Below are 23,094 nucleotides of genomic sequence, written 5' to 3'. Positions count from 1 at the left end.
GGTCAGTGGCCTAGAAGCCGGACCAGACGTTGCCCAGGGAGGTGGCGGCGGAGACGCCCAGGTTCTGCAGCATCGGGTCGAAGGTCGTCGGGGCCAGGACGACGCCGAACATCACCAGCGCGACCGCGTGCCAGGCGTTGATCCGGCCCTTCTTGACCATGACGAAGGTGAAGACCGCCAGTCCGATGCCGAGTGCGGCGACGACGCTGATGCTTCCCGCGCTGGCCGCCTGGACCTGCTGCTGGTTGAGGTTCGTGGGAGTGCCGATGACGGCGCCGGTGCCGGTGTTGGTGCTCGCGCGCAGGCTGGAGTCGATGCCCGCCATGCCCGGCGCGGGGCTCGCGTCGGCGGCAAGGGCGACGACGGTGGCGTGGTGCGAGGCATCGGTGCGGTAGGCGGCGGTGTCGAATCCGCAGACGTGGACGGTCTTGCCGGACGGGAGAGTTACCGGGGCGCCGGCCGCACGGTCGACGGCCGCCTCGACGGCGACGGTGGCCTGCTCGGGGGCGGCGGCGTGGACGGTGCCCGCGGTGCCCAGGAGGGCAGTGGCGGCGGCGCCGGACAGGGCGAGGGTGCGGATGATGCGAGCCATGGTGCTGATCTCCTTCAGGGAGTGGTCAGATGGGAGGGGACGAGCGGTGACTACCGGGCGGACTGCTTCGCGGTGTCCGACATCGCGGCTCGCGCAATGGGCGCGTACGGGGCCGTGTCACCCGCGGTGCGGCGGGGCGGGGTACCGCCGTTGAAGCGGCGCCCGTCGACTGCGCTCAGGTCCCTCTCCGGCTGATGCAGCTTTTGGGATTCGACCTGCGACAACGCGTCTTCGTCGGTCTCCGTCAGCAGGCCCTCGATCGCGGCCTTCATACGGGCCTGGGCGGCGCGGGAGCGGGCCTCGATGTCGGGGGTGACGCCGACCGACTTCGAGCCGGTGACCCGGTACCAGGCATCCGCCCAGATCTGCTCGGTCACGTGCTCCGCGCCGCGCGCGGAACGTAGTGCCTGGGCAACCTCCCAGACCTCCGGGTGGTGCTCCTGGCGGTCGGCGTCCTTGCGGCGCTGATCCTCCTCGGCCCGCTTCTGCGCCTCGGCTTTCTCCTTCGCACGGGACGCCTCCGCGGCCTCCTTCTCCTTCTGCTTGGCTTCGGCCGCCTCCAGTGCCGCAGCCTCGGCCTTGGTGATGTCTCGGCGCTCACGCCAGGAGGGGATGCCGTCACGGCGCTGGGCGATGCCGTGCTCGTAGGCCATGAGGACGCACGGACCACCGATGGAGGCGATCGCGCCGATCAGCCCGGCGTTCAGGCCGATCTTCGGGTCCGACAGGCCGTGCCAGAGATTGATGGTCGCCGCGATCAGGGCACCGGCCATGATGCCGACCCGGTACGGCAAGACGTCCCGCCGGTGCGCGACCGCCCAGGCGGCGCCACACGCCAGCACCAGCGCCAGGCCCTCCAGCAGTGCGGGAGCCGCGAGCAGGAAGGGGCGGTGCTCGTCCCAGAAGGCGAGGAACTGGACCGGCGCCGCGATCACCAGGCCTACGCCGTAGATGCCGCGGGCGCCCCACTTCCAGGTGCGCTCGGTACGGCGCTGCTCCTCGGCCCGCTCGGACTCTGCCTGCGCCTGTGCTTCGGCCTGCTCCTGGCTCTTCGTCGCCTCGGTCTCGGCCTTGACCCGGGCCGCTTCCTGCTCCGCCATCTTCCGGGCATGCGCGGCCTGTTCCGCCTCCAGCTTCATCGCCGCACGAGCGTTGGCGATCCGCTGCTTCTCCGCCTCCGCTTCGGCCTTGATGCGGATGGAGTCGGCCTCGGCCTGCGCCTTCAGGAGAGCCGTCTCCGTCTCGATGCCGGCGGCCGTCTCTTGAGTGTCCAGTTCTGGGACGCTCACCGGGTACCTCCCGTGAACGCTTCGAGGATCTCGGCGCTGGTCGCGCCACGGGCCGCGACGGCGGCCGCGCGCTCCAGGCGCTCAGTGATGTCCTTGCTGCGGTCGCAGGCGGCGAGGTACTCGTCGAACTCCGCACCGCACCACACGGCCAGGTCGCCGTGCGCCTGGACGAAGGTGTTCGGGGTCGGCAGGACCGTGCTCATGCCGCAACCCCCGTTTCGCGCTTGCGCTCGGCGAGCCGACGGCGGATCAGGCGTCGCTCGGCGGGGGTGGTGCCGCCGAGGACCGCGAACTCGTCGCCGTTACGCAGCGCCTGCACCAGGCAGGCCCGCATGACGGGGCAGCCTTGGCACACGGCCTTGGCGTATTCGACGGCCACGGTGTCGGTCTCGCGGGGGAAGAACAGCTCGGTTTTGTGGCCGGCGCATGCGGCCCGCTGTTCGATGTCGTTGTCGAGGCGGGGCGCGGTTCGCGCGACCCTGTCCGCCATCTGCACTCGCCAGTCGGACGAAGCCGCGAGGGGCTTCGACGCCGCGGACAGGCGCACAGCGGTGCGACGCGGGACAGCCATCTCAGACCACCTCGGCAACGGCGGTGTCGGCCCGCCAAGCAGCCGTCCAGTCGGCCGCGTCGACCAACTGCCCGGACCTGGTCACGGACTCCATCAGCAGCTCGATCGCCTTGGTGGGTACGAGGATGCGGCCGCGGATCTTGATCCCGGGGAACTCGCCCTCACGGATGGCCCGCCACAGCGTCTGGTAGCTGACGCCGAGCTGTTCGGCGGCCTCGGCGATGGTGATGGCGAGGCGGTTGGGGTTGTTGCCGCCACCCTTGACGCGCTGCAGCTTCACAGCGGGAGCGGGCTGACTAACCTGGCTGTGCATCGAGCCTCCTGGTAACAGCAGGGGGTGGGTGTTGGCCTCGGCGAAGGGCTTCGTGGTGGTGGTGCACTACGGGCCGGACTTCGCCGAGGCCGTTGTGCTTGCTGCGGCTGATCCCGTCGCCCGAAGCACATCGACGAAGGTCAACGGGGCATTGAGAACAGCGGAATGCCGCGTGCAACCAGGGGTGATCCCTGGAGCATGCTTGCTAGCTTAGTGAGATACTCATCAAGCCAGCAAGAGGGCGTGCTGAAAGATTCATCAAGCGAGTAGGCGGCTATCGTGGAACCAGACCAACGAAGGGGTAGTCGTGGCAGGTCGCATGTGGGAGTCCGACTCGGTCGCATACCTGACGCCGCGTGGTGCAGGGGAGGGCGATGCCTGGAGTGAGGAGCTGGAGCGTCAACAACGTCGGGGCTCGCAGCGGATCGTCGACGTGCGCGAGTTGGAGCCGCCGCCATCGATCGCGGCGGCCTTGCGCCTCAAGGTCGGCGAGACGGCAGTTGTACGTCGACGGATCATGTACCTGGATGATCAACCGGTGGAGCTGACTGACTCGTACTATCCGGCGGCCATCGCCCGTGGCACAGGTCTTGCGGAGGCCCGCAAGATCCCTGGAGGCGCTGTCACTCTTGTAGCCAACCTCGGTTTCGCGATCAGTGAGGTCAGCGAGGACGTGACTGTCGACATGCCCAGTCCGGCAGTCCGTGAGGCTCTCCACCTGGACGAGGGTGAACCGGTGCTCGTGCTCACGCGTACGAGCGCCACGTCCGAACAACAACCCGTCGAGGTTTCCCAGATGACCATGTTGCGCGGTCATCGCCTCACCTACCGAACCAAGGTTGGCTGATCCATGGCGAAGCACACGGACACGCGTCCGGCGCATCACAGAATCGCAGCGCGGATTCGTGCCAAGATCATGTCTGGCGATCTCGCGGCCAGTCAGCAGTTGCCGATCACTCAAGACCTGGTGACGCAGTACGGAGTTTCCAGTCAGACGATTCAGCGGGCTCTTGGGCTGCTCAAAGCCGAGGGCTTCATCGTTGGCCGGTCCGGCCGTGGTGTCTTCGTGCGGGACAGCCCGCAACAGGCATTCGACAGCGTCGCGACGATGCCGCCGGCCCGAGACGGCGAGCCGTACGTGTGGATCAAGGAAGCGGCCAAGCAGTCGAAGGCGGGGACCAACAAGATTCTTCGCGTTGCGGAGGTCCAGCCGCCGGCTCAAGTCCGTGATGCACTCGGTCTTGAGCCAGGCGAGACAGCTGCGATGCGCGAGCGTTTGCTGCTCCTGGACGAGGAGCCATCGGAGCTGGTCTGGTCCTACTACCCCATGGACATCGCCCAAGGCACCGATCTTCTTGAGCGCAAGAAGATCAAGGGCGGATCGCCCACGCTCCTGGCCAACAAGGGCTATCCACCACGAGAGATGGTCGACAGGGTGTCGTGCCGCCCCCCGACCGAGGAAGAGTTCGTCGGCCTGGAGTTGCCGAGCGAGGTGCCCGTACTCAGGACCTTCCGCGTCGTCTACTCGGACAACGCCAAGCCCATCGAGGCGACCGTCATGGTGAAGGCCGCGCACCTGCATGAGCTCCTGTACCGGGTCCCGCTCGACCTCGACTGAGCCGGCCATCTCAGACCGCCTCGGCAACGGCGGTCTCGGCCCGCCAAGCAGTTGTCCAGTCGGCCGTGTCGACCAACTGGCCCGACTGGGCGACGGACTCCATCAGCAGCTCGATCGCCTTGATGGGCACGAGAATTCGCCCTCGAATCCGGATGCCAGGGAACTCACTGTCCCTAATCGCCCGCCACAGCGTCTGGTAGCTGACGCCGAGTTGTTCGGCGGCCTCGGCGATGGTGACGGCGAGTCGATGGGGATTGCGATTGCCGTTGACGCGTTGCAGTTTCACAGCGGGAGCGGGCTGGCTGGCCTGGTTGTGCATTGGTCCTCCTGCGTACTCAGGGATGACATAGCGGGCCTCGGATAGGGCGTTCGCGGGGTACAGGAACAATCCGCGACCCGGTTTCCTCGGTCCTTGATCTCCTGAGAATGACTAGATTTGCAAGCGCGGAACGGCGGCGAGCGTCGAACTACCCGCAGGGCGGAAATCTTTCTTCTCGATTTCCCGCCGGACGGGAATGACCCCTGCCTGACCCGAGATTGACAGAGTGCGTCTGGGCTCGTGGTTGGTGCAGCAGGGCATGGCCGTGATCGTGTAGCGGGGAGAAGCCCGGCGACTGGGAACTTGGCCGGCTTCGAGGCTGCGTTGCCCCAGGTCCAGCGGGCAGAACCCAGCCACCTCTCCGACGAGGTCTAGCGTGACTCTTTGTGATCGGCAGACGGGATCTGGGAGAGGAGCGGCCAAACCGTCAGCCATGTCAGCGAAAATTACTGACCAGGACTTTTGCTGTCAGCGTTAGTGTCAGCGACCGTCAGCGTTGTCAGCGAAAAGGCCGATTTCGCTGACAACGCTGACATGCGCTGACGTTTTCGCTGACACCGTTTCCGCAGGTCGGCGATTTTCGCTGACATCACTGACGCTTTCGGGGGGCGAGCCCTTTGGGTGGTGGTGCCGTGTTACTCAGCGTGCGCGCTATAGGAGTGGGAGGCTGCTGCCCTGCAGGGCGGACGCTGTCGGGTGACCGAGACGTACCCCGTACGCCGGGGTACGTCTCGGGCCCCGGCTTGCCGGGGTTCCCCGTGGGGAACCCCCTTCGTCCTCACCTGCTTTTCGATCACTTACAAGCGCAGGCTGGCGGGTTCTTGCGTCTGGCGTGGCGTCGGCCCTGGTCGTCGGCCGGGATATGGCGCGACCAAGGTGCGCGACTCAAAGAGCGGGGCCCTCGTCACCCGGGCGGATCGGGAGCTGGCGGCGGAAGCGGTCCAGGGCGGTCGCGCGTTCGTGGTAGGGGATGCGTGACAGGCGCGAGACCATGGACCACATCTCCCGTTCTGCGGCCAGTTCTTGGGGGACATCGAGGCCAAGAGAGTTGGCGAGTGGATAGCGTCCGACATTGATCAGGGCGCGTACGGCTGCGGCCCACTCGTCGGTGGCGACGACCGCGCAGCGGTACCACACCGGGATGAGGGCCAGCAGCACGGCCGCCGTAGTGACCGCGACCGGGATGTCGGCGGCCGACGAGGCAAGCGTGGCCAGCGCACCGAGCAGCACGACAACGTGGCCATAGAGCAGGCACACGAAGAAATCCACGCTGGTGCGGGCCGTGTCGACCTGACGGCGCGCCTGCTCGGGAGCCGTGGCTGTCAGCTCGTGCCACAGCAGTTGTGAGTCGAGCCGGTAGCGGTCGTACGCGTATTCCTCAAAGCGGCGAATCGCATTGCCGAGCTGCGTTGGCGCCAGTTGGCTGTCTTCGACGGGATAGCGGGCAAGTCGCTCCTGCAGGAGGGCGCGGCGGATCACGGTGCTGCGGCGGTCGCGGTGACGGTGCCGGGCTATGCGCGGATTGCCCTGGAGCCGGGCGAGGTCCGCTACTTGGGCGGGTGGCAATGCGCCGTCATCCGCCCGCCTCTCCAGGCGCATGACCATCAAGCGGTCGGCGAGCCCGTGCCGGCGCCGGCCATGGCGGCGGACGCCGTGCTCGTAGGCGAAGGAAGGCCACAGCAGGTAGCCCTCCAGGATGCGGTAGAGCGGATTCTGAAGAGCGTTGAGGACCAGACCCAGCATCAGCGAGGCGGTGAGGAAAGCGAGCGCGCGCCTGCCCTCGGCGAGGTCCGCGAGCCGCTCGAAGGGCGGGACGTCGCGCAGACCTGGCAGCAGGGCCGCGCTGATGACGGCGAGGTTGAGTGCGGTCGGCAGGATCCATCCGACCAGCAGGCTCCAGGCGCCGCCCAGTGCTCCCTTGGCGATGTCGCCCATCAGCCGCGCGCGCTTTGCTCGGGGGACCGCGGTGTCACCAGCGGAGTGGGTGCGGGAGCAGAGGGGCTCGGGTCGGGCCACTCGTCGTCGTCCGGGGCGGGGGAGGGGCCGGGCGAGGTGTGCATGATCCGGGACGAGGCCCCGGTCCGCCTGACTTGAATCGGAGGATCTGTTGGGCTCGTTGACTTGTCGCCCTGCGGCCAGCGCGCGCGGTACGCGGCGCGGTACGCGGCGGGCGACGAGCCCAGCTGGCGGCGGAAGTGGCTGCGCAGTGCCACCGGCGAACGGAAGCCGCAGCGGACCGCGATCTCGTCCACCGAGTAGTCCGAGGTCTCCAGAAGACGCTGGGCCTGCAGGACGCGCTGGGTGATCAGCCACTGCATGGGTGCGCTGCCCGTTAGGGCACGGAAGCGACGGTCGAAGGTGCGCCGGCCCATGTATGCGCGTGCGGCGAGTGTCTCGACGTCGAACTGCTCGTGTAGGTGCTCCAGCGCCCAGGCGACAACCTCGGCGAGCGGATCATCGTCGATCCCCTCCGGCAAGGCCCGGTCGAGGTATCGCTCCTGGCCACCACTCCGCCGTGGCGGGACCACCAGGCGGCGGGCCAGCGCCCCGGCCGCCTCATTTCCGTGGTCCGTTCGCACGATGTGGAGGCAGAGGTCGATTCCTGCCGCCGTGCCCGCTGATGTCAGTACGTCGCCGTCGTCCACGAAGAGTTCTCGTGGATCCACATGCACTGACGGGTAGCGCTTGGCCAGCGTCGGCGCGTACATCCAGTGTGTTGTCGCGGGGCGGCCGTCCAGCAGGCCCGCCGCCGCCAGCACGAAGGCGCCGGTGCCCAGCCCGACTATGCGGGCGCCTTCCTCGTGCGCCCGGCGCAGTGCGTCGAGCGCCTCCTCCGGCGGCGGAGTGGTGATCGAACGCCATGCCGGTACGACGACCGTTCCCGCCCGGGATATCGCCTCCAGCCCATGGGGCGCGACGAATTGCAGACCCCCTGTGGTCCGCAGCAGGCCCTCCTCGCCGGCCGCCACCAGCAGGCGGTAGCGCGGGATCCCCGCGTCCTGGCGGTCGATCCCGAACACCGACAGCGGTATCGAACTCTCGAAGATGGGGCCGCCGTTGAACAGCAGCACCGCGACGATCTCCTTGCGGCGTCGCCCGGAAACCCTTCGGACCGCCGCTTCCATGGCACCGGCGGGCGGCGGCTCGGACCCAGCATGTGTCGCGGAGCTCGGGGCTACGGGAGGCCCGGCTTCAGGAGAGTGGGGTGACTGCTGGCGCAGGAGCGATCGGAGCCGCTCGGAGGCTGCCGGGTCGTCGCGCAGGACGCGCCACAAGCGCATGCGCCACGAGGCCTCCACATCGGCGGCAGTTCCAGGCTCCTTCCGGGCCAGTGCCCCAATGAGATCCGCACGGGCCTGTTCCAGCTGCTTCCTGGTCTCGTCCGCACGGGCGCCTTCCTGAGCCTCATTGCGCATCAGCAAGGCGGCTACGGCGTCGCGGACTGTTGGCCAGGAGTCCTTCAGCACATGCTCAACCAGCAGGGCGGCACCAGCTGCAGCGAGCTCCCTCAACGTGCCTACCCCCGTTGCCTGATGCCGGAAAAGCCGGTCATGCAATCCCCGGACCTCTTTGATCTACGGCAGCCACCGTAGGAGGCCGCAGCCGCTCTTGAACAGACAATCGGACCGGCAGGGCGCCGCGAAAGAGGGCACCGAGATGTAGTAGCCCACCACCGGTACTGCGTCGACGACGGCACCGAGTAGAAGCAACACCGGGCACGCGGTCAGACCCACCCCGCCATCTCCCGGCCCTCGGCACTGAGTTGCGCCGGGTCTCTCCCGCCTGGCGGGAATTCGAGAAGAAAGATTTCCGTCCTGCGGGTAGTTCGAAGCTCTCCGCCGTTCCGCGCTTGTAGCCCCACCCAGGCTCAGGGGATCAAGGACTGACGGAGGTGGAGATGATCCCCAACCGAGGGTGGAACGCGGCCCTTGCGCGTCTCGACGACTTGGAGCGCAAGGTCGCGGAGCTGGCTACGAGAGTGACCGCTCTGGAGGAGGAAAGCGAGCCGCCAGGATCGCAGCAGAGCCGCGCGCGGTGCCTGCGAGGAGGCCGCGAATGGCGTGGCTGACGAGGATCACCGCGGATGCGCAGGTGGAGTACCGGCTCCGGCAACAGGCCGGCTGCGCCGTGGTCGAGTCGTCCGCCGAGGAGACCGTCGTCATCGACGACGCCGAGGACGGGGCCGTCGACTACCGGCTGAGATCAGAGGGCGGCGCCGACCTGGTCTGGATGGGCTCTGGACTGGGAGCGGTCGGTCTGGCCGAGGGCGAGATCCTGGACGAGGAAGGCAAGAATGCCGCGCGCCGCCTGATGAACGGGTGCCACCCGGAAACCGGCGCCCGCCTGATCACCGCCCGGACCGCTGTCCATGCCCATCCGAAAGCACAGTTGACCACGGCCCGCGTGGTCGAGGCGATCATGGAGGCAGCAGAGAAGCAGGGTGTGGAGCCTGCGGCTCTCTTGGAGGGCAAGCCCAAGCAGCAACATGTCCTGGAGCGGATGCAGCGGATGGTGCACCGCCAGGGTGAGCGGCACCGAATGCAGGTGGAAACGCTCCACAAGTTGGTCCGCGCCGCTGACCTCTCCCTCGCTGACATCTACGGCGAGCAGGAACTCACCGACGCCTGGACGCACAAGGACATGCGTGTCGACAGCCGTGTCCGCGGCTGGGACTTCGTCTTCGACCTGCCGAAGTCCGACAGCATCCTGCAGGGCCTCATGGGCCTACTCGACGAACAGGAGTTGCGCGCCCTGGTCCACCAGGCCCAGCTCGACACGTTCCGCCAGATCGAACGGTGGTGTGGCTACGCGGTCGGCAGCGAGGACGGCGAGCCCGTACGGCTGGCTGTCGGAGGCCTGCTGGCGTGGTCGGTCGAGCACCAGAGCGCGCGCCCAGTTCGGGCAGGGGAACCTGGCGACCCGCATCTGCACCGGCACGTCACGATCGCCAACCTCGGGTTGTGCGAAGACGGCGAGTGGCGCTCGATCGCGAACTCCGGCAAGGACCTGCACGCGCACGCCAGCGCCGCGGACGCCTACTTCAAAGCTCGGGTCCGCGCCTTGCTGTACGAGCGGTTCGGCGTACGGCGCGAGCGGAACGAGCGCACCGGAGCCTGGGAGGTCGTGGGCATCCCCGCCGAGCTGCGCGACGCTTTCTCGCGACGGGCCGCCCTCGTCGACGAGCAGGCCGGTGCGGACGCCGGCCGCCAGGAAAAGGCGGCGGTGTCGATGGCCACCAAGCGAGACAAGCTCGATGTCGACGCCACGACGATGCGCGCCGCCTGGCGTCAACGAGCGGAAGCGCTGGGCATCGACATCGACGAGATGCTGGCGACAGCCGCTCCTGGACCGCCAGGCCCGGACGGCCAGGTTGGCGCCGAGGAGTCTGGCCCAACGCCGCGAATACCTCCGCCCGCCGATCTTGCCGCTGTCGTCTTCGATCCCAGAACGGGGCTGACCAAGTCTCGGAAGTCCTTCAGCCGGGCGGAGTTGCTTGCAGCCGTGGCCAACGCGCTGCCCTACGGCATCGACGCCGACCCGGACCGCCTGGAGCAACTCGCCGACCAGGCACTCGCGGTCGACGGCTATGCGGTGCGTGTACCGTCCGTGGGCTCCGCTGTCATGTCGTCCACCGCCCGCTACACCACGCAGGACATCCTCGACGCCGAGGACGCCGTCCGTACGCATTCGCTGGCCCGCTTCAACGACGGCTCCGCCCGACTGAGCGAGGTCCATGCCGACAAAGCCATCGAGAAGTTCCAGAAGGCGGCCGGCTGGCCGCTCTCGGAGCAGCAGAACGCGGTGGTGACCCGGCTGATGATGGCCGGGCACGGCATCGAGGCCGTGGTCGGAGCCGCCGGGGCGGGGAAGTCGACGCTCATGGAGGTGTGCCGGATCGGCTGGGATCTCACCGGTACCACGTACGCGGGTGCCTGCCTGAGCGCGGTTGCCGCACAGAGCCTGTACGGCGTCTCCGGCATCCCGTCGAAGACCATTGCGGCCTGGCTGGGCGAGATTGAGAACGGAGAGGGCCTGCGCGGTATCGACGTCCTGTGCATCGACGAGGCGACCATGGTCGATGACAGGGCAGCCGCCGCGCTGATGGCCGAGGCCGCGCGTACCGGGACCAAAATCGTCGCGATCGGCGACCACCTGCAGCTGCAGGCGATCGGTCCCGGCGGCTGGTTCCGCGAAGTCCACCGCCTGGTCCACGGGCTCACGCTCACGGAGAACCGCCGCCAGGAGGACGCCGCCGAGCGGGCCGCGCTGGACGTCTGGCGTACCGGCGATCACGAACAGGCCCTGCAGATGCTCGCCGCCGGCGGCCGCGTCCACGCCGCCGAGACCGCCGATGAGGCCCGATCGCAGATCCTCACGGCCTGGGATGAGCTGCGAAAGCGCTGGCCCGAAGCGTACGACCTCATCGCGAACATGGCCGTGCTCGCCGCCCGCAACAGCGACGTCGACGCCCTCAACATCGGTGCCCAGCAGATCCGTCGGGCCGCTGGCGAACTGGGCACCGAGCACCGGTACGCGCTGCCCGGCGGCGACACCGTTACCCTCGCGGTCGGTGACGCCGTCCGGGTGCGAGCCAACGACTACCGGTTGAAACGCAGCGAGGGCCCCGACCTCCTCAACGGGTACCGGGCCGTCATCACCGCGATGGACGAGAACCACAACGTCCAGATCAGCTGGCGTATGCACGTGGCCGGGGCGGAGGAGCCCCGGTACGAGTCGGCCTGGATGACGCCGGAGAGGATCGCCTCCGGCGCCCTGTCGCTGGGCTACGCCATGACGATCGCGGCGAGCCAGGGCCTGACTTGCGACACGTCGCTGCTGTACGGGCACGGCGCGAACGCGTTCGCCGCCTACCCCGGCATCACCCGCGCCAAGCAGGCGAACCATCTCTGGCTGCCGCTCGCGGTACTCGAGGACGAGCGGACGCAGGCCCGGCTCGGCGCGGCCCGCAGCGAGAAGGAGCTGCTGCAGCGCGCTATCGCCGCGTTCGCGCAGTTCCTCGGACAATCGAGGCCGGACGGCATGATCTCCGACCTGCTCTACGAACCGTCGGCTCCCGCGCAGCTGCCGCTGCAGCACGACCACGAAGCCGCCGAGGCCCGCGCGGACATGGAACGCAAGCTCCAGCGGGCACACGCGACGAGGGCGCTCCCGCCATCTGTCGAGCAGGCCGAGCATCAGGAGCGCAAGCGGCGCAAGGGCGCCCTCGCGCCGTCCGCTCCGGACCGGCACACCGTTATGACCGATGCCATCCAGGACCTGCGTGACCACAGCCCACGTGAGGTGGTCCGGCGGATCGCCGAGGCCTTCGGGATGGAGGCGCCACCGTGCGATGTGGACGAGGCCGCTGCATTTCTCGCCCACATCAAGCGGAAGGTGGATGAGGTCGACGCCCGCCTGGAGGCCCTGGAACGTAGCCAGTTCCAGGTCAGCGACGAGCAGAAGCGGCAGCTGGCCCGGATGAGCGAGGACCGCGAGCGGCTGGCCATCCCGTCCTGGAAGCGGCGTCCGTACGGAGACGTTGAGGATCTGGCCCAGGCGCTCGAAGACGCCGCACGCGAGGCTGACCGCGCCACTACCGCAGCGGGCAAGGCAGCGCAGAGGTTCGCCGAACTCACCGCCCAGGAGAGATCTGGCGGCCAGTCCCGTGGACAGGCATTCGCCGCCGAGGTGAACAGACTCCTGGACCAGGCCGACACTTTGATGGCTGCTCCCGGTGCCGAGCAGGGCAGAGTCGGGGACGCCGCGTGGGAGGTCATCCGCTCCAGCGACTTCGCTGCCGCGCTCGGCGAGGCGCCGGAGGGGATCGAAAACATCGCTATAGGGCTCGCCGAGACGCGCGCCAAAGCGGCCCGACTCGCGCACGACATGGACAAGCAGACCCGAGAAGAACTTGCCCTCATACACGGGCGGATGGTCCGAGAGCGGGAAGCCGTGCAGACGTACGAGGGCATAGTCACGGGCATAGAGGCGGAAATGGCCCTGCGTAACAAGATCATGCAAAGGTTCTTGCCGCTCCACCACGAGGAGACAGACGGCCGCCGCAAGCTGCGTCAGCAGCAGAGGCTGGAGGACGGCAAGAAGACCGGGCCACATGAAGACCAGGCGGTAACTGTCGCCCAGAACCTGCAGCAGATACGGCAGCGGGGGCCGCGCTGAGGGGCGTCCCACAGGCACCAACGCTTGCATCAAGGTGAATGTCTCGGAGATGTGCCCGACCAACAGCAGCCACGAGCATGCCCATCACGCCTCGCCCTGCCGTACTCTTCGGTCGCGCCGATCGAGGATTTTCCCTACGTTCATCAAGTGCCCGCGCAAGCGCGGGCTGGCCCCTGGGGCCGCAAGCGAGTTACCGCCCTGAGTAGAAACCTAAACGGGTACGGCCACGGTCAGAACGATGCCTCCGGCGGGGGATCGGCCGGCACCGGGATGGAGGGGGCGCCGTACGCGGCCGCGGGTCCGTAGTGGCGTGCGCGGGGAGCTCCCATCCCGTCCGCCATCGACCCAGGCAGAGCCGAGCAGACGCGGCCCCTGGCGTCCAGGTCGTTCGTACAGTGGCGCGCTCCACCTGGACGCCAGGAACCACGCCCGCTCCACGGTGTGTGGGTCAACGGCGGACGGGATGGAAGCTGGGGCGAGTGGTGGGCAGGGGCGGGATAGCCTCGGAGCCTGATCTCAGCATCCGCAAGAACGGCGGTTGATGCGTCTGGACATCAACGGACGCGGGTATAGGCCGCCCAAATCGGATCGGGGGGCCATGGCTGACAGTAGCGACGTTCTGCTTGAGCTCTGGAAAGATCAGCGTGACCAGATGCGGCAGCTTGAGAACCAGCGTGGGACGCTCACCAACATCGTGATCCTGGTGGTAGCAGCGGGGCTGGGGTTCACCACTCAGAGGGGACTAGGGCCGTCGATGCTCGCGGTCACAGTGCCCATGACGTTGCTCGGGTCATATGGAGCATTGGCATGCATGAAGTACCGGGAACGACAAGCTCTCCACGACGCACAAGCTTTGAGTCTTCGGAAGAGACTAAGCGACCTGCATCCGGGTCTCGCCATCGACTCAGAGTGGGCTGACACCTACCGAAGGCAGCAGGCCCGTTTCCCCAAACTGTTCAGATTGCGTCTCTACGCGTTGTGGGTGGCGCTTCACCTCGGCATCGTTCTGCTCGGAGGGGCGTTGTCCGTGTGGTCGCTCTTGTGACGAGTCTGATGAGTGCCCGTCGCGCGGACGCCTATGAACGACGCTCCAGACTGAAGCGCATGGCGTCGATCAGGCGATACCGCGCTTCCCGGTAAGCCCTTCGTGCCTCTACACACTCAGGATCTTCACGCATGAAGCCGTTGATCACGCTGTCCCGATAGCCCGCTAGTTCGGTTGCAGCGTTGATCGCAAGTCGTACAACCTTCACCGGCGCTGTGAGTTCGAGCTGATGCTGCCTGGCATACACGCCATGCCGACCGATGACCGTGCCCATGTTCTCGGCCCGATCTTCAGCTGTGAGGCCAGGATCACGACTGGCCTGCGTGATTTCCTCGCGTGCTTGGGCCAGCGCCTCAACGTACTGGGCGTACGAAGTCCGCATCGCATCCCTGTCACGCTCAGAAAGATCGCGTCGCCACCGAACATGGTCTGCGGCCAGAGTGCTCACAACGCCAATGACTGCGCCGATCGCAGTCGCCACTATCGCCGTCCACTGCATGACCAGCAGCGTAAGAAGTCCGAAGAGAGCCCGTTGCCCGTTTCACTTCTGTACTGGTTCACGGCCCAGTGCCGCCCAGAGCTGGGGCCGCCTGTGGGCCGTCGAAAGGCGCTCAACGACGACCAACGCTGACAACCACCGACAGCTAAGCCGCAGGTCGCAGCGTTACCGATTCCACGGCCGCAGGCCAGAGACCCGCCCCCTCACTTCTTCGGCTACTGAGCACACCCAGCGGCGCTTGACTCGCCCATTAAGACTCCACCGGCCGCTCTACACAGCAATCCGCACAGGAGGCCACGAGGACAGGGATCCGTTCAGGGGACTCGTACGGCCTTTCTGGGCGCGTTGCCGCAATCGCTGCGCATTACATGCTTAGCTGAATTTCATGCAACTCACCGTGGCGTTCGACGAGGATGAAGTGGCCGCCTTGCAGAAGGCGCTTCGCGAGGTTGCGCATGCACCCGCGTATACAGAGTTGGGCCTAGAAGAGAATACTGAAGGCCTTGCGCGCCGATTCGGGGAGGTCGTAGCAAAAGCGGGTGCAAACGAAGTATTTGACCAAGTCACCGACAGGCTTGTTCCTTTCGCGCTGACGGAATATCGGCAACTGAGGGTCTACGGTCTTCTCTGTAATGGCATGTCCGTCCTGGAGGCCGAAATTTGGATCTCGGCCATCTTTAAGATCACCACCGCCTCTGCGACGTCCCTACTGCGTGCCACATTCGCTAGATTTTACGCCGATCCCCGGCTCGATGAAAATCTTCGCAATGCCGCTCAGGCTGCCCTCTTGAGGTACAAGTATCAGACTTTCAAGGAGCACGATCTGTCCGTAGAGCGGCGTATCGTCACCATCGCATCTCGCCTGGTCAGCGAATGGGTAACCGATGTTGCCCGCCTCGCAGGCAGGCCGTCTCCGAGGAGAACGGGAAACGCGTCGCAGTGGCGGTTCTCTACCCAGACCCACGATTACCTGCTAGGTATTCTTGACGTATCGGACGAGGATCGCGTAGAGGCTGAACGTGAGGCGCGGGAGTGAAGCACGGACCGGTGCAAGTAGTCGACCATGGGATTGCCGATGCATTGCAAGTAATCGGCGTGCTTCTTGTCTTCTTCTTTGCCTATTTTTCCTATGCCGTCAGTCGATATTCGGAACTGTCGGAAGAAACAGGGTCCGATAATGACAATCTCAAGGCGGCCACTGACGCATATCGCGCATGTCGTAGACTTCTCATTTGGGAACTTCCTGCCGCAGCGGCGCTTATTGCGCTGCTAACCCCTCTGCTGGCAGATGTGTTCCGTCAATGGTCGTGGTCCAATCCGGTCCGCACTGGATTTATCCTGGTCTATTTGTCACTTATTGCTGTTGGTGGCGCTCTAGTCGGCATGATTATCAAGGCGGGCAGGGCAATCGGACGTATGAACCGCAAGCGGACGTGAACCTTGTTGTTCGCGAGCGCCCAGCAGGCCTCGGCTGGGCCGTCTGATCACGAAATCGCCCGGCTTCGGCAAGGCGGTCGGCACGGCGATGGGGCTGCGGTACAGCACAGAAGTACTGCAACCAGAGCAGCCGTAGGTAGTCGTCTTCGGCCTCTAGCGTCCCCGTGACCAGCCCCCGAGACCTCAGCGACTCTCCCGCCCGTAGTTCGCATCGAGGGGTGCACGTCGAGCGATGTCCTGACTCGGTCATCGAGACTCCACCGCCCTCGGCGACCTTTCCGCCCCAGCACAGCCAAGCTAGAATCATCTTTTATGGGGAACCGGGAGAGCTCGAACAATCAGTCGGATGTACCAAGCCCCCTTAGAGACATCCCGAAAGATCGAAAAAACACCGCCCCCGGAACACGGGCACGCTTCGAATACCAAGACGAATGCATTGCCCTATTCATACTAGATCACCTCTCGGACGATCTAGAGGGAGTACTCATTGAGCACTCTACAGATGTAATCACCCTTCCCACATCCGGACTTCCCGAACTCGTCTCCATTAAGCATCGAGAAGCGAATCGATCAGGAGATTCCTCGTGGAGCTGGTCGGCACTCAGAAAAGACAGCGTTCTTAAGGATCTCTACGATGCCTGGTGCGCGGCAGGACGGACTTGCACGGTCGCATTCTGGAGTAATGCCGGATTCTCCGGAACTGGACACGAAATTTGGCGCATCTGCACGGGAGACGCCAGCCCGGACGGCACCCTGATCGCCAAGTTAGCAAGCGTCCTCGGGGCAACCGCTTCCGAAAGCGAGGAATTCCTTCGGCATCTCAATTTGCCAGCAACACCACTTCCCCGCCGCAATGAAATCAGCGATGTTGGGATCCGGAGAACCGCAATGTATCTGGAAACGAAGGGCCGTAGCACCAATTTCTCCGAGAATAGCTATAAGGCTCTCGTTAGAGCGATTGGCGAGACAGGTACTCAGCTACCGCAATCGCGAAGCGGGACTTTCAGATCCATGAGCCCCACGATTCGGGATGACATAATAAACCGACCCGATTTCGAAGGATACTTGTCCGCAGATACACTACGAAACATTATTCTGTTCGAATCCGACAGGCAGGCAGCATGCGAATTAAATAGGCCCCCTGTTCGCTCCATTCATGAGGACTCCCTATTCACCGGAAGGTCCCATGAGATGGCACAAATTCGCGACCTCTTGCGCCCTGGCGATGCCGAATCTGTCGCGCCTGTCGTAATTCATGGACTCGCAGGAATCGGCAAAAGTTCGCTCGCATCTCATTTTGCAATATCCGAGCAGGACACTCTACGTCCGATCTTTGTGGACGGCAGCACTAAAGCAGGGCTGCTTGAGTCTCTTGCCGTGGTATCTGGAGTTCCCGCTAGCACCTCCATGAGCGGCGATTTTGGCGTCTCCACCACAAAAATTCCCCCGCTAATCGAGTCATCGGCCACTCTTCTAATTATCGACGGAGTGACGGACCCAAGCATAGTTCGAGGCGTTATACCGAGAAAATCACTGACTCGAATAATCATCACTAGCACAGCACATCATATCGACGAGGGCTTCCAATACATTGCCCTTGGGGCGTGGACGGAAGAGGAATCGAAGTCCTTCGTTGCGAAGTCACTGCCGCCGGAACTCACAGACAACGTCAGCGAACTCTTAGAGCATCTTGCCGGCCATCCTTTGGCCCTCAGCCAAGCAGTCAATTATTGCAATAGTTCACGCATCTCACTCAGCGAATACATCGTCCGGCTAGAGTCCCAATCACTAGAACTTCTGAGCCTAGGCGAAGCGAGCAGGCACCCCATCAGCGTAGCCAAGGCAATCCTCCTTGCTTTGGCAGCAGTTGACGAGGCAGGCGGTCACGCAGGCAGCCTAATTCGCACCCTTTCATTCCTCGGCGCCGAACCGATCCCCGTATCATTCTTTGCCCAAGAACCCATCCGCCCATGGGTAACAAACGGGCATCAAAAGTTGCGGATCAAAAGATTCCCATGGCAAAAGACCAAGCTCCCCGATTGGGGAGGGTGCGCAGATGACGAATCCGGCTGGAACTCCAGAATTGCCCTCTGGGATAATTTGCAACGGGATGAAGCCGTCGCATCACTCTGTGAGTATGCGCTTTGCAGGATCGATGACGGACACCTGGTAGTGCACCCTCTGGTTCAGCTAATCATCAGAGCGGCTACAACGGACAAAGTCCCCTGGATCGAATCCGCGATCGGAGTGCTAACCGGGGCGCTAATGCCTGCGGAGGAGGAAATGAGGTCCGAAGGCATTCCAATGTACCGCTATACAGGGCACACTAGGTCGGCAGTCCGATTCGCATTGATAGAGGATCTTACTGGCCCAGCTGTGATTTTCACGGCCGTCTCCGTTTGCGAGGAGCTACTCACCCTCGGAGATATCGACGGGGCAGTAACCCTAGCTACTGAAATTCATCAAGTAGGCAGAAGGCTCATACCTCAAGGATTCGTCACTACGACCGCCTTCTTCAAGATTTCGCAGACGCTGGGTAGCGCACTCGCATACCAGGGAGCCCGTGAAGAAGCTATCGACGTCGCGATGGAAAATATCTCCATTGTGTTGCACCACTATGCAGACGACCTTACGTCCAAGATGTACGCGTACGCTGACCTAGGACGAATAGCGTGCCGCCTGCACGATATCAGCCTGGCAGAGATGGCGCTCAACCGGATCCCAGACCCAACTTCAGAAGAGGATCCGCAGATCACAGAGGTCCAAATATGGACCCGCCTAATGACGGCTCACATCAAATTTAGAATTCTTCTCCTTCTAAACAGAGACGAAGAGGCATCGCAGGTCAACCTGTGGTGCCTACGGAAGATCACCGAGGAGCAGCTGAGTGAGAAACGAAATTCGATCTCAGCCGCTATATACGCTGACGCTGCCGCCCTTGCGCTCCATCGCAACAATACGGGAGATCGTCTTCAACATCAAAAGGCAGTTGTGAAGCAACTGGCAAATAGCGTGACCCGCAGCGTGATCTACATGGAGAACGTACTCGAACTGGCCGACTCGTACCTAGACGAAGCGAACGTCGCGGAGGCAACCCCTCTCCTTGAAGAAGTGGAGCGTTTCCTCACTACAATACCTAGCGGAAGCGATCTATTGAATTCCAAATACCTATCCTGCCGTGGACGGATACTGCTTCTTTCGTGTCAGCCTGGCGACAAATCCTTGTATCGAGCGAGGCAAGATATGGTGCAGGCCATCGAGATAATGGACAGGATTCCTAACGCCGCGCCGCTACCGGCGACTCTCATACACTTGGCTCGGACGCATTCCCTAATGGGAGATGAAAAACAGGCAATCGAAATTGCAAATAGGGATCTCCAGATAGACCTCGATCGGTATGGCCCTGACCATAGCGAGACTCGGATGGACGAACGGATTATTTCCTTCCTTCCTCTCGAAGCCATGGTGGCACGAAGGTTCATGCGCATGAACCGGAGACCTTAGCCCTCAGCCTCAAAGGGCCCGTCGTGCAATCCGTATAGGGGCGGTCTTTGGCCAGGACGCCCAGAATCTAACTGGCCTCCGACTCCGTGGACCATCCGTGGACAGGTTGCCTGTGCCAGGGCGGTTACACATCGGCTGACCAGGAGAAACGCAGCCATCTGAAAGGCCCTCCAGAGCCGTGTGCGCCGGCTCGAATCCTGTCGGGACACCCCTACGGTGGTGGCTGCACTCCCAAATCTTGACGCATAGCGCGACGCATCTCGCGCAGTCGGTCCCATATTTCAGACTGTGCCCGGGAGGCGGATTCCACGGTATCTCCTGGCCCGGGTTCGCCGCGCTCAAGTCTCTTGACCTGCCCGTAGACGCTGTTCAGCGCCTGGTTTGCAGCGCTGGCCAGCATCAGCACTTGATCCGGAGCGATCATCTGAACCTGTGAATGCCGGTCGCGGTGAGCGGCTTTTGCATCGTCCAGGGCTTGTTTGTCGGCGTCGTTGACAGGACGCTCGCGCATTACGTGTAAGTGATGGTTGAGTGCCGTGTTGAACATGCGCGCGTCTCGGTTGACTTCCACGTAGCAAGTACGACGAAGCGTCAACTCATCCCGAGCTTCGTCCAGCCGCCGTAGCAGGTCGATCTCTCGGCGCTTGGCTCGCTCCGCCTGACGCTGCGTGAGCAGTGCCGCGCCCAACGTTCCCGCCACACCGGCCACTGAGACGACCACAGAGTTGACATCCAAGTCCACCCTCCTCCATGCAACCCAGCCGTCTTCGACGCTCCCTAAGGGCTGTCCCGCACTGTAAACGACAGATGTACGCTCCGGAACCGGCTCCTTCTGGACCTGGCCCTGCCTTACGCCGATAACTTGGACCACCCGCGAACAATGGTTTCCGTGACCGCCTCAGGAAGCTGCGTGCCGAAGCACTTGCCCAGGCACGGCTATTGCCTGTCAGTACGTAAGCCATCGGCTGACATCACCAGCTGACATCAACGGCGGCGAACGATGCCGGATAGGGGCGGACACAACAAGGACGACAGGTGACCACGGGGACCCGGTCCGGCAGGTCGCACGCCCCGGTGATCGAACTCCTAAGGCGGGGCTCTTTACGTCACCGCGGGCCGTATGAGGGCAGCAGCACCACCCGGCGCCCCAGGCCAGGAGCCGAGCCGTCGACCTCAGTCGAGGTCAGCCCATGGTCCGTTGGTTTGATCCTTCGGGATCCACAGCTGAGGTTGACTGGCGCGGCAGTACTCCTGCGCCTGGTCGTCCCACGGAAACCGGCCTTCCTTGTCGGGCCAGAACAGCTGCACGAGCGGAAGCGGGGGCGCCTGGTAGAAGTCGATGCCGGCGCCGAAGAAGTCCCGGTACCAACTCGGGTGCACCGGCCGGACAGCCACCGAGTAGCCGTTCAGGATGTCGTCACGCAGCTGGTCGGGTTCCAGCGGGTGACCGTTGCGGATCTCTTCCCCTGCAACGTTGAGGATGGGCATCATCGTCTCGACCCGCAGACCGAAGATGCAGACCTCAGGGCTGCGCAAGGTGTGCCACAGGCCAATGGAGTAGGCCCAGTCCGCCGGCGTCTCACCGCCAGCGCCGACGCCCATCACATGCCAGCCAAAGTCGGACCCGCTCGCGGCTATGCGGCCATCGCGTTCATCCCAGGCGGGGCCACCCGCGGGAGGCGCGCACAGAAGACAGAAGCAAGAGGAGTCGTCCACCTGAGGAGGTTACGACGCCCTTGACCAGGGCCAGCGCGGGGCCGTCTCTGGTCCGTGCGAGGGCGCCCGGAGGTGACCAATGACGACCGACGGTGACTGAGAAGCCAAAGCCGCCACCAGTGAAACCCCAGGTCAGGGAACCTTGGTCATACCGGTCACCACCCAAGACTGGACCTCAGGCAAGATCGGGTGTTTCTTGCCAATCGGCATGTCACTGCGCCCACTCTCTGTGCCGCGCTAATGCCGTAGTGAACTGCGCCTGGCCGCTACGCGGAGCAGCCAGGCTTACGCGGCATCGACGGCCTCCTCCTGGCGCGAGCAGACGATGGCGCGGCGGCCGCGGCTGACCTCGATCAAGCCGTCCTTCTTCAGCTGAGCGAAGGCGCGGTGTGCGGTGGCGACGGAGACGCCGTGCGCCTGGGCGATGTCGGCGACGGTGGGGATTTCCTCGCCGGGCGGCAAGGTGCCGTCGGCGATGGCTTCCTTGAGCTCCTCGGTGAGCTCTTCCCAGGGCGCGAGTTTCCGCGCCGGCACGGCATCGGCCTTGATCACGCGGCCGGGCAGGTGCCCCAGCGAGGTGTCCAAGCGGGCCACGACTGTGGCCTCGCACTGGCCGCATAGCGCTTCGGCGCCGTCATCGGTGACGACGACCATGGCCCACAGAGACTCGTTGCCGCACTCGCACGCCAGGCGTAGCTCGTTGATGGTGGTGGTCACGGGCCGTTCGGTGAGCAGGGCCTCGGGGACCGGTAGTTGCTTGGCGAACATGGTCACCGCCTGGCGGTCGGCGGTGGCCAGGAAGGCCGCGTAGTACTTGAGGGTGGTCGCCCCTCCGTTGCCGTGGCCGACGCGGCCGGCGACGGTGCGGACGTCGGCGCCGCCGCCGAGCAGTTCGGTCACGTTGTACGAACGCAGGTCCTTCAGGCGGTGGGTGTGGATCGCCAGCTTCTCGGCCAGGCGGCGGTAGCGCTGGCTGACGCTCGGGGGCAGCAGGGGGATGGTGGAGTCGGCCTCTTGGGAGAAGACGAAGGCGTCGCGGGCCAGTTCACCGCCCAGTGCCCTGCAGCGTTCCTCGGCCCGGGTGCGGTGGGCGAGCAGGACCGAGCGCGTGATCACGTCGATGGACTGCTTGCGGCGTTGGTGGGTCTTCGTGTCCTTGATGCGCCGGCGGTTGTTGGAGTGCTTCACGAAGAGTTCGAGCCGGTCGAAGTTGATGTCGGACCAGCGCAGGGCGCACATTTCGCCCCGCCGGGAGCCGGTCACCATCGTCATGAACAGGAACGTCCCCCAGTCCAGGTCCCGTTGCCAGGCGGTGTTGAGAACGAGCGCTGCCTCTTCGGGAGTTGGCGGGTCTGGGTTGGGCTTTGGCTGTGAGGGCGGATCGGCGAGGGCGGCGACGTTCGTTGTCACGTAGCCCCAGCGCATCCCGCGGTCGAGGGCAGGCAGCAGGATGAAGTGAATCTTGCGTACGGAGTTCGGCGCGAGGTGCTTGCAGACGTGCTTCTTCTTCGTCTTCGGGTCGGTCTTGCCGTTGCGCCGGCCGTCGCACTGTTCCCTGCAGCGCCGCAGCCGGGCGTAGAGCAGCTCCAGCATCTCGGCGGTCAGCTTGCTCGCCTTGAGGTCGCCGAACGTGGGCTTGAGGTAGTTGCGGATCAGGCCCTCGGCCCGCTCGTACGAGGACTCGTCCAGCTCGGCCACGCCGAGCCAGCGGTCGAGCAGGAACGACAGAGCGACCTGGCTCTTGGGGTGCCGCTGCTCGTCGACCTCGTGGAGGAGTTTCGTGCGGAGCTTTTCCGCTGCCTCCGGGTCGCCGGCCTGCCCGTGGAGGTAGAGGTCCTTCTTCGTGAGCGGGTCACGCCCCGCGTAGACCCGCACCTGGAAACCGTCCCCGTGGGGGCGGATGCTGCCGCGCTGACGTCGCCTGGACCTTGTGTTCGCCATGACTACGGAACCTATTCATGGTCAATGCCATGGCCACGAAGACCAGCGCGCCCACCCCGACAGGGTGAACGC

Annotated in this window: 19 protein-coding genes; 7 read left to right on the top strand and 12 right to left on the bottom strand. The window is 64.7% G+C overall.

Going from position 1 to position 23,094, the window contains the following annotated elements; all coding sequences use genetic code 11:
* Positions 1-10 precede the first annotated feature (10 nt).
* The 5 genes from OC490_RS38125 to OC490_RS38105 are packed head-to-tail and all read right to left on the bottom strand — an operon-like array spanning position 11 to position 2,765.
* Positions 11-592, bottom strand: a complete 582-nt coding sequence (locus tag OC490_RS38125; RefSeq protein ID WP_262062626.1) for a hypothetical protein — start codon at positions 590-592, stop codon at positions 11-13.
* A 50-nt stretch (positions 593-642) separates the two neighbouring features.
* Positions 643-1,881 (bottom strand): hypothetical protein, encoded by a 1,239-nt coding sequence (locus OC490_RS38120; RefSeq protein ID WP_262062625.1) that lies wholly within the window; start codon positions 1,879-1,881, stop codon positions 643-645.
* Positions 1,878-2,084 carry a hypothetical protein gene (locus OC490_RS38115; protein WP_262062624.1) on the bottom strand — a complete coding sequence of 69 codons (207 nt, stop codon included), beginning with the start codon at positions 2,082-2,084 and terminating at the stop codon, positions 1,878-1,880. The genes OC490_RS38120 and OC490_RS38115 overlap by 4 nt, the downstream gene beginning before the upstream one ends.
* Positions 2,081-2,452 (bottom strand): WhiB family transcriptional regulator, encoded by a 372-nt coding sequence (locus OC490_RS38110; RefSeq protein ID WP_262062623.1) that lies wholly within the window; start codon positions 2,450-2,452, stop codon positions 2,081-2,083. The genes OC490_RS38115 and OC490_RS38110 overlap by 4 nt, the downstream gene beginning before the upstream one ends.
* A 1-nt stretch (position 2,453) precedes the next feature.
* Entirely contained in the window at positions 2,454-2,765 is a 312-nt protein-coding gene (locus OC490_RS38105) for a helix-turn-helix domain-containing protein (protein WP_262062622.1), read from the bottom strand.
* 307 nt (positions 2,766-3,072) lie between these two features.
* Between OC490_RS38105 and OC490_RS38100 the strand changes: the two genes are divergently transcribed.
* Together OC490_RS38100 and OC490_RS38095 are read left to right on the top strand one after the other, a co-directional pair.
* Positions 3,073-3,612: a GntR family transcriptional regulator gene (locus OC490_RS38100; protein ID WP_262062621.1), complete on the top strand. Its 540-nt coding sequence runs from the start codon at positions 3,073-3,075 to the stop codon at positions 3,610-3,612.
* A 3-nt stretch (positions 3,613-3,615) separates the two neighbouring features.
* Positions 3,616-4,383, top strand: a complete 768-nt coding sequence (locus OC490_RS38095) for a GntR family transcriptional regulator (RefSeq protein ID WP_262062620.1) — start codon at positions 3,616-3,618, stop codon at positions 4,381-4,383.
* Positions 4,384-4,393: 10 nt separating this feature from the next.
* On the opposite strand, the gene OC490_RS38090 is transcribed toward OC490_RS38095, so the two are convergent.
* From OC490_RS38090 to OC490_RS38080, 3 genes are all read right to left on the bottom strand, one after another.
* A complete protein-coding gene (locus tag OC490_RS38090) occupies positions 4,394-4,702 on the bottom strand; it encodes a helix-turn-helix domain-containing protein (protein WP_262062619.1) in 309 nt (102 codons plus the stop codon).
* Between the two features lie 885 nt (positions 4,703-5,587).
* A complete protein-coding gene (locus OC490_RS38085; protein WP_262062618.1) occupies positions 5,588-6,637 on the bottom strand; it encodes a hypothetical protein in 1,050 nt (349 codons plus the stop codon).
* Complete coding sequence (locus tag OC490_RS38080) at positions 6,637-7,827, bottom strand: GlxA family transcriptional regulator (RefSeq protein ID WP_262062617.1); 1,191 nt, start codon at positions 7,825-7,827, stop codon at positions 6,637-6,639. Before OC490_RS38080 ends, OC490_RS38085 begins: the two co-directional genes overlap by 1 nt.
* Before the next feature lie 931 nt (positions 7,828-8,758).
* Between OC490_RS38080 and mobF the strand changes: the two genes are divergently transcribed.
* Positions 8,759-12,880, top strand: coding sequence for a MobF family relaxase (gene mobF / locus OC490_RS38075; RefSeq protein ID WP_262062616.1), 4,122 nt, complete (start codon positions 8,759-8,761; stop codon positions 12,878-12,880).
* A gap of 598 nt (positions 12,881-13,478) precedes the next feature.
* Positions 13,479-13,925 carry a hypothetical protein gene (locus tag OC490_RS38070; protein ID WP_262062615.1) on the top strand — a complete coding sequence of 149 codons (447 nt, stop codon included), beginning with the start codon at positions 13,479-13,481 and terminating at the stop codon, positions 13,923-13,925.
* Between the two features lie 31 nt (positions 13,926-13,956).
* Here the strand turns inward: OC490_RS38070 and OC490_RS38065 are convergent, their stop codons facing one another.
* Entirely contained in the window at positions 13,957-14,424 is a 468-nt protein-coding gene (locus OC490_RS38065; protein WP_262062614.1) for a hypothetical protein, read from the bottom strand.
* A gap of 385 nt (positions 14,425-14,809) precedes the next feature.
* Here OC490_RS38065 and OC490_RS38060 point away from each other — a divergent pair, with 385 nt between their 5' ends.
* From OC490_RS38060 to OC490_RS38050, 3 genes are all read left to right on the top strand, one after another.
* On the top strand, positions 14,810-15,460 hold the full coding sequence (locus tag OC490_RS38060; RefSeq protein WP_262062613.1) for a hypothetical protein: 651 nt from the start codon (positions 14,810-14,812) through the stop codon (positions 15,458-15,460).
* Positions 15,457-15,861 (top strand): hypothetical protein, encoded by a 405-nt coding sequence (locus tag OC490_RS38055; protein WP_262062612.1) that lies wholly within the window; start codon positions 15,457-15,459, stop codon positions 15,859-15,861. The genes OC490_RS38060 and OC490_RS38055 overlap by 4 nt, the downstream gene beginning before the upstream one ends.
* Before the next feature lie 312 nt (positions 15,862-16,173).
* Positions 16,174-19,365 carry an ATP-binding protein gene (locus OC490_RS38050; RefSeq protein WP_262062611.1) on the top strand — a complete coding sequence of 1,064 codons (3,192 nt, stop codon included), beginning with the start codon at positions 16,174-16,176 and terminating at the stop codon, positions 19,363-19,365.
* A gap of 211 nt (positions 19,366-19,576) precedes the next feature.
* On the opposite strand, the gene OC490_RS38045 is transcribed toward OC490_RS38050, so the two are convergent.
* The 3 genes from OC490_RS38045 to OC490_RS38035 all read right to left on the bottom strand — a co-directional run bounded on the left by OC490_RS38045 (position 19,577) and on the right by OC490_RS38035 (position 23,022).
* Positions 19,577-20,101, bottom strand: coding sequence for a hypothetical protein (locus OC490_RS38045; protein ID WP_410099222.1), 525 nt, complete (start codon positions 20,099-20,101; stop codon positions 19,577-19,579).
* Positions 20,102-20,538: 437 nt separating this feature from the next.
* Positions 20,539-21,081 carry a DUF4262 domain-containing protein gene (locus OC490_RS38040; protein WP_262062609.1) on the bottom strand — a complete coding sequence of 181 codons (543 nt, stop codon included), beginning with the start codon at positions 21,079-21,081 and terminating at the stop codon, positions 20,539-20,541.
* 285 nt (positions 21,082-21,366) lie between these two features.
* Positions 21,367-23,022, bottom strand: a complete 1,656-nt coding sequence (locus tag OC490_RS38035) for a GntR family transcriptional regulator (protein ID WP_262062608.1) — start codon at positions 23,020-23,022, stop codon at positions 21,367-21,369.
* Between the last annotated feature and the right edge of the window lie 72 nt (positions 23,023-23,094).

It is taken from the genome of Streptomyces sp. STR69, assembly GCF_024519455.1.
GTDB lineage: Bacteria > Actinomycetota > Actinomycetes > Streptomycetales > Streptomycetaceae > Streptomyces.
Note: the sequence above shows the minus strand (reverse complement) of the source record. Positions and strands in the feature narration are given on the sequence as shown.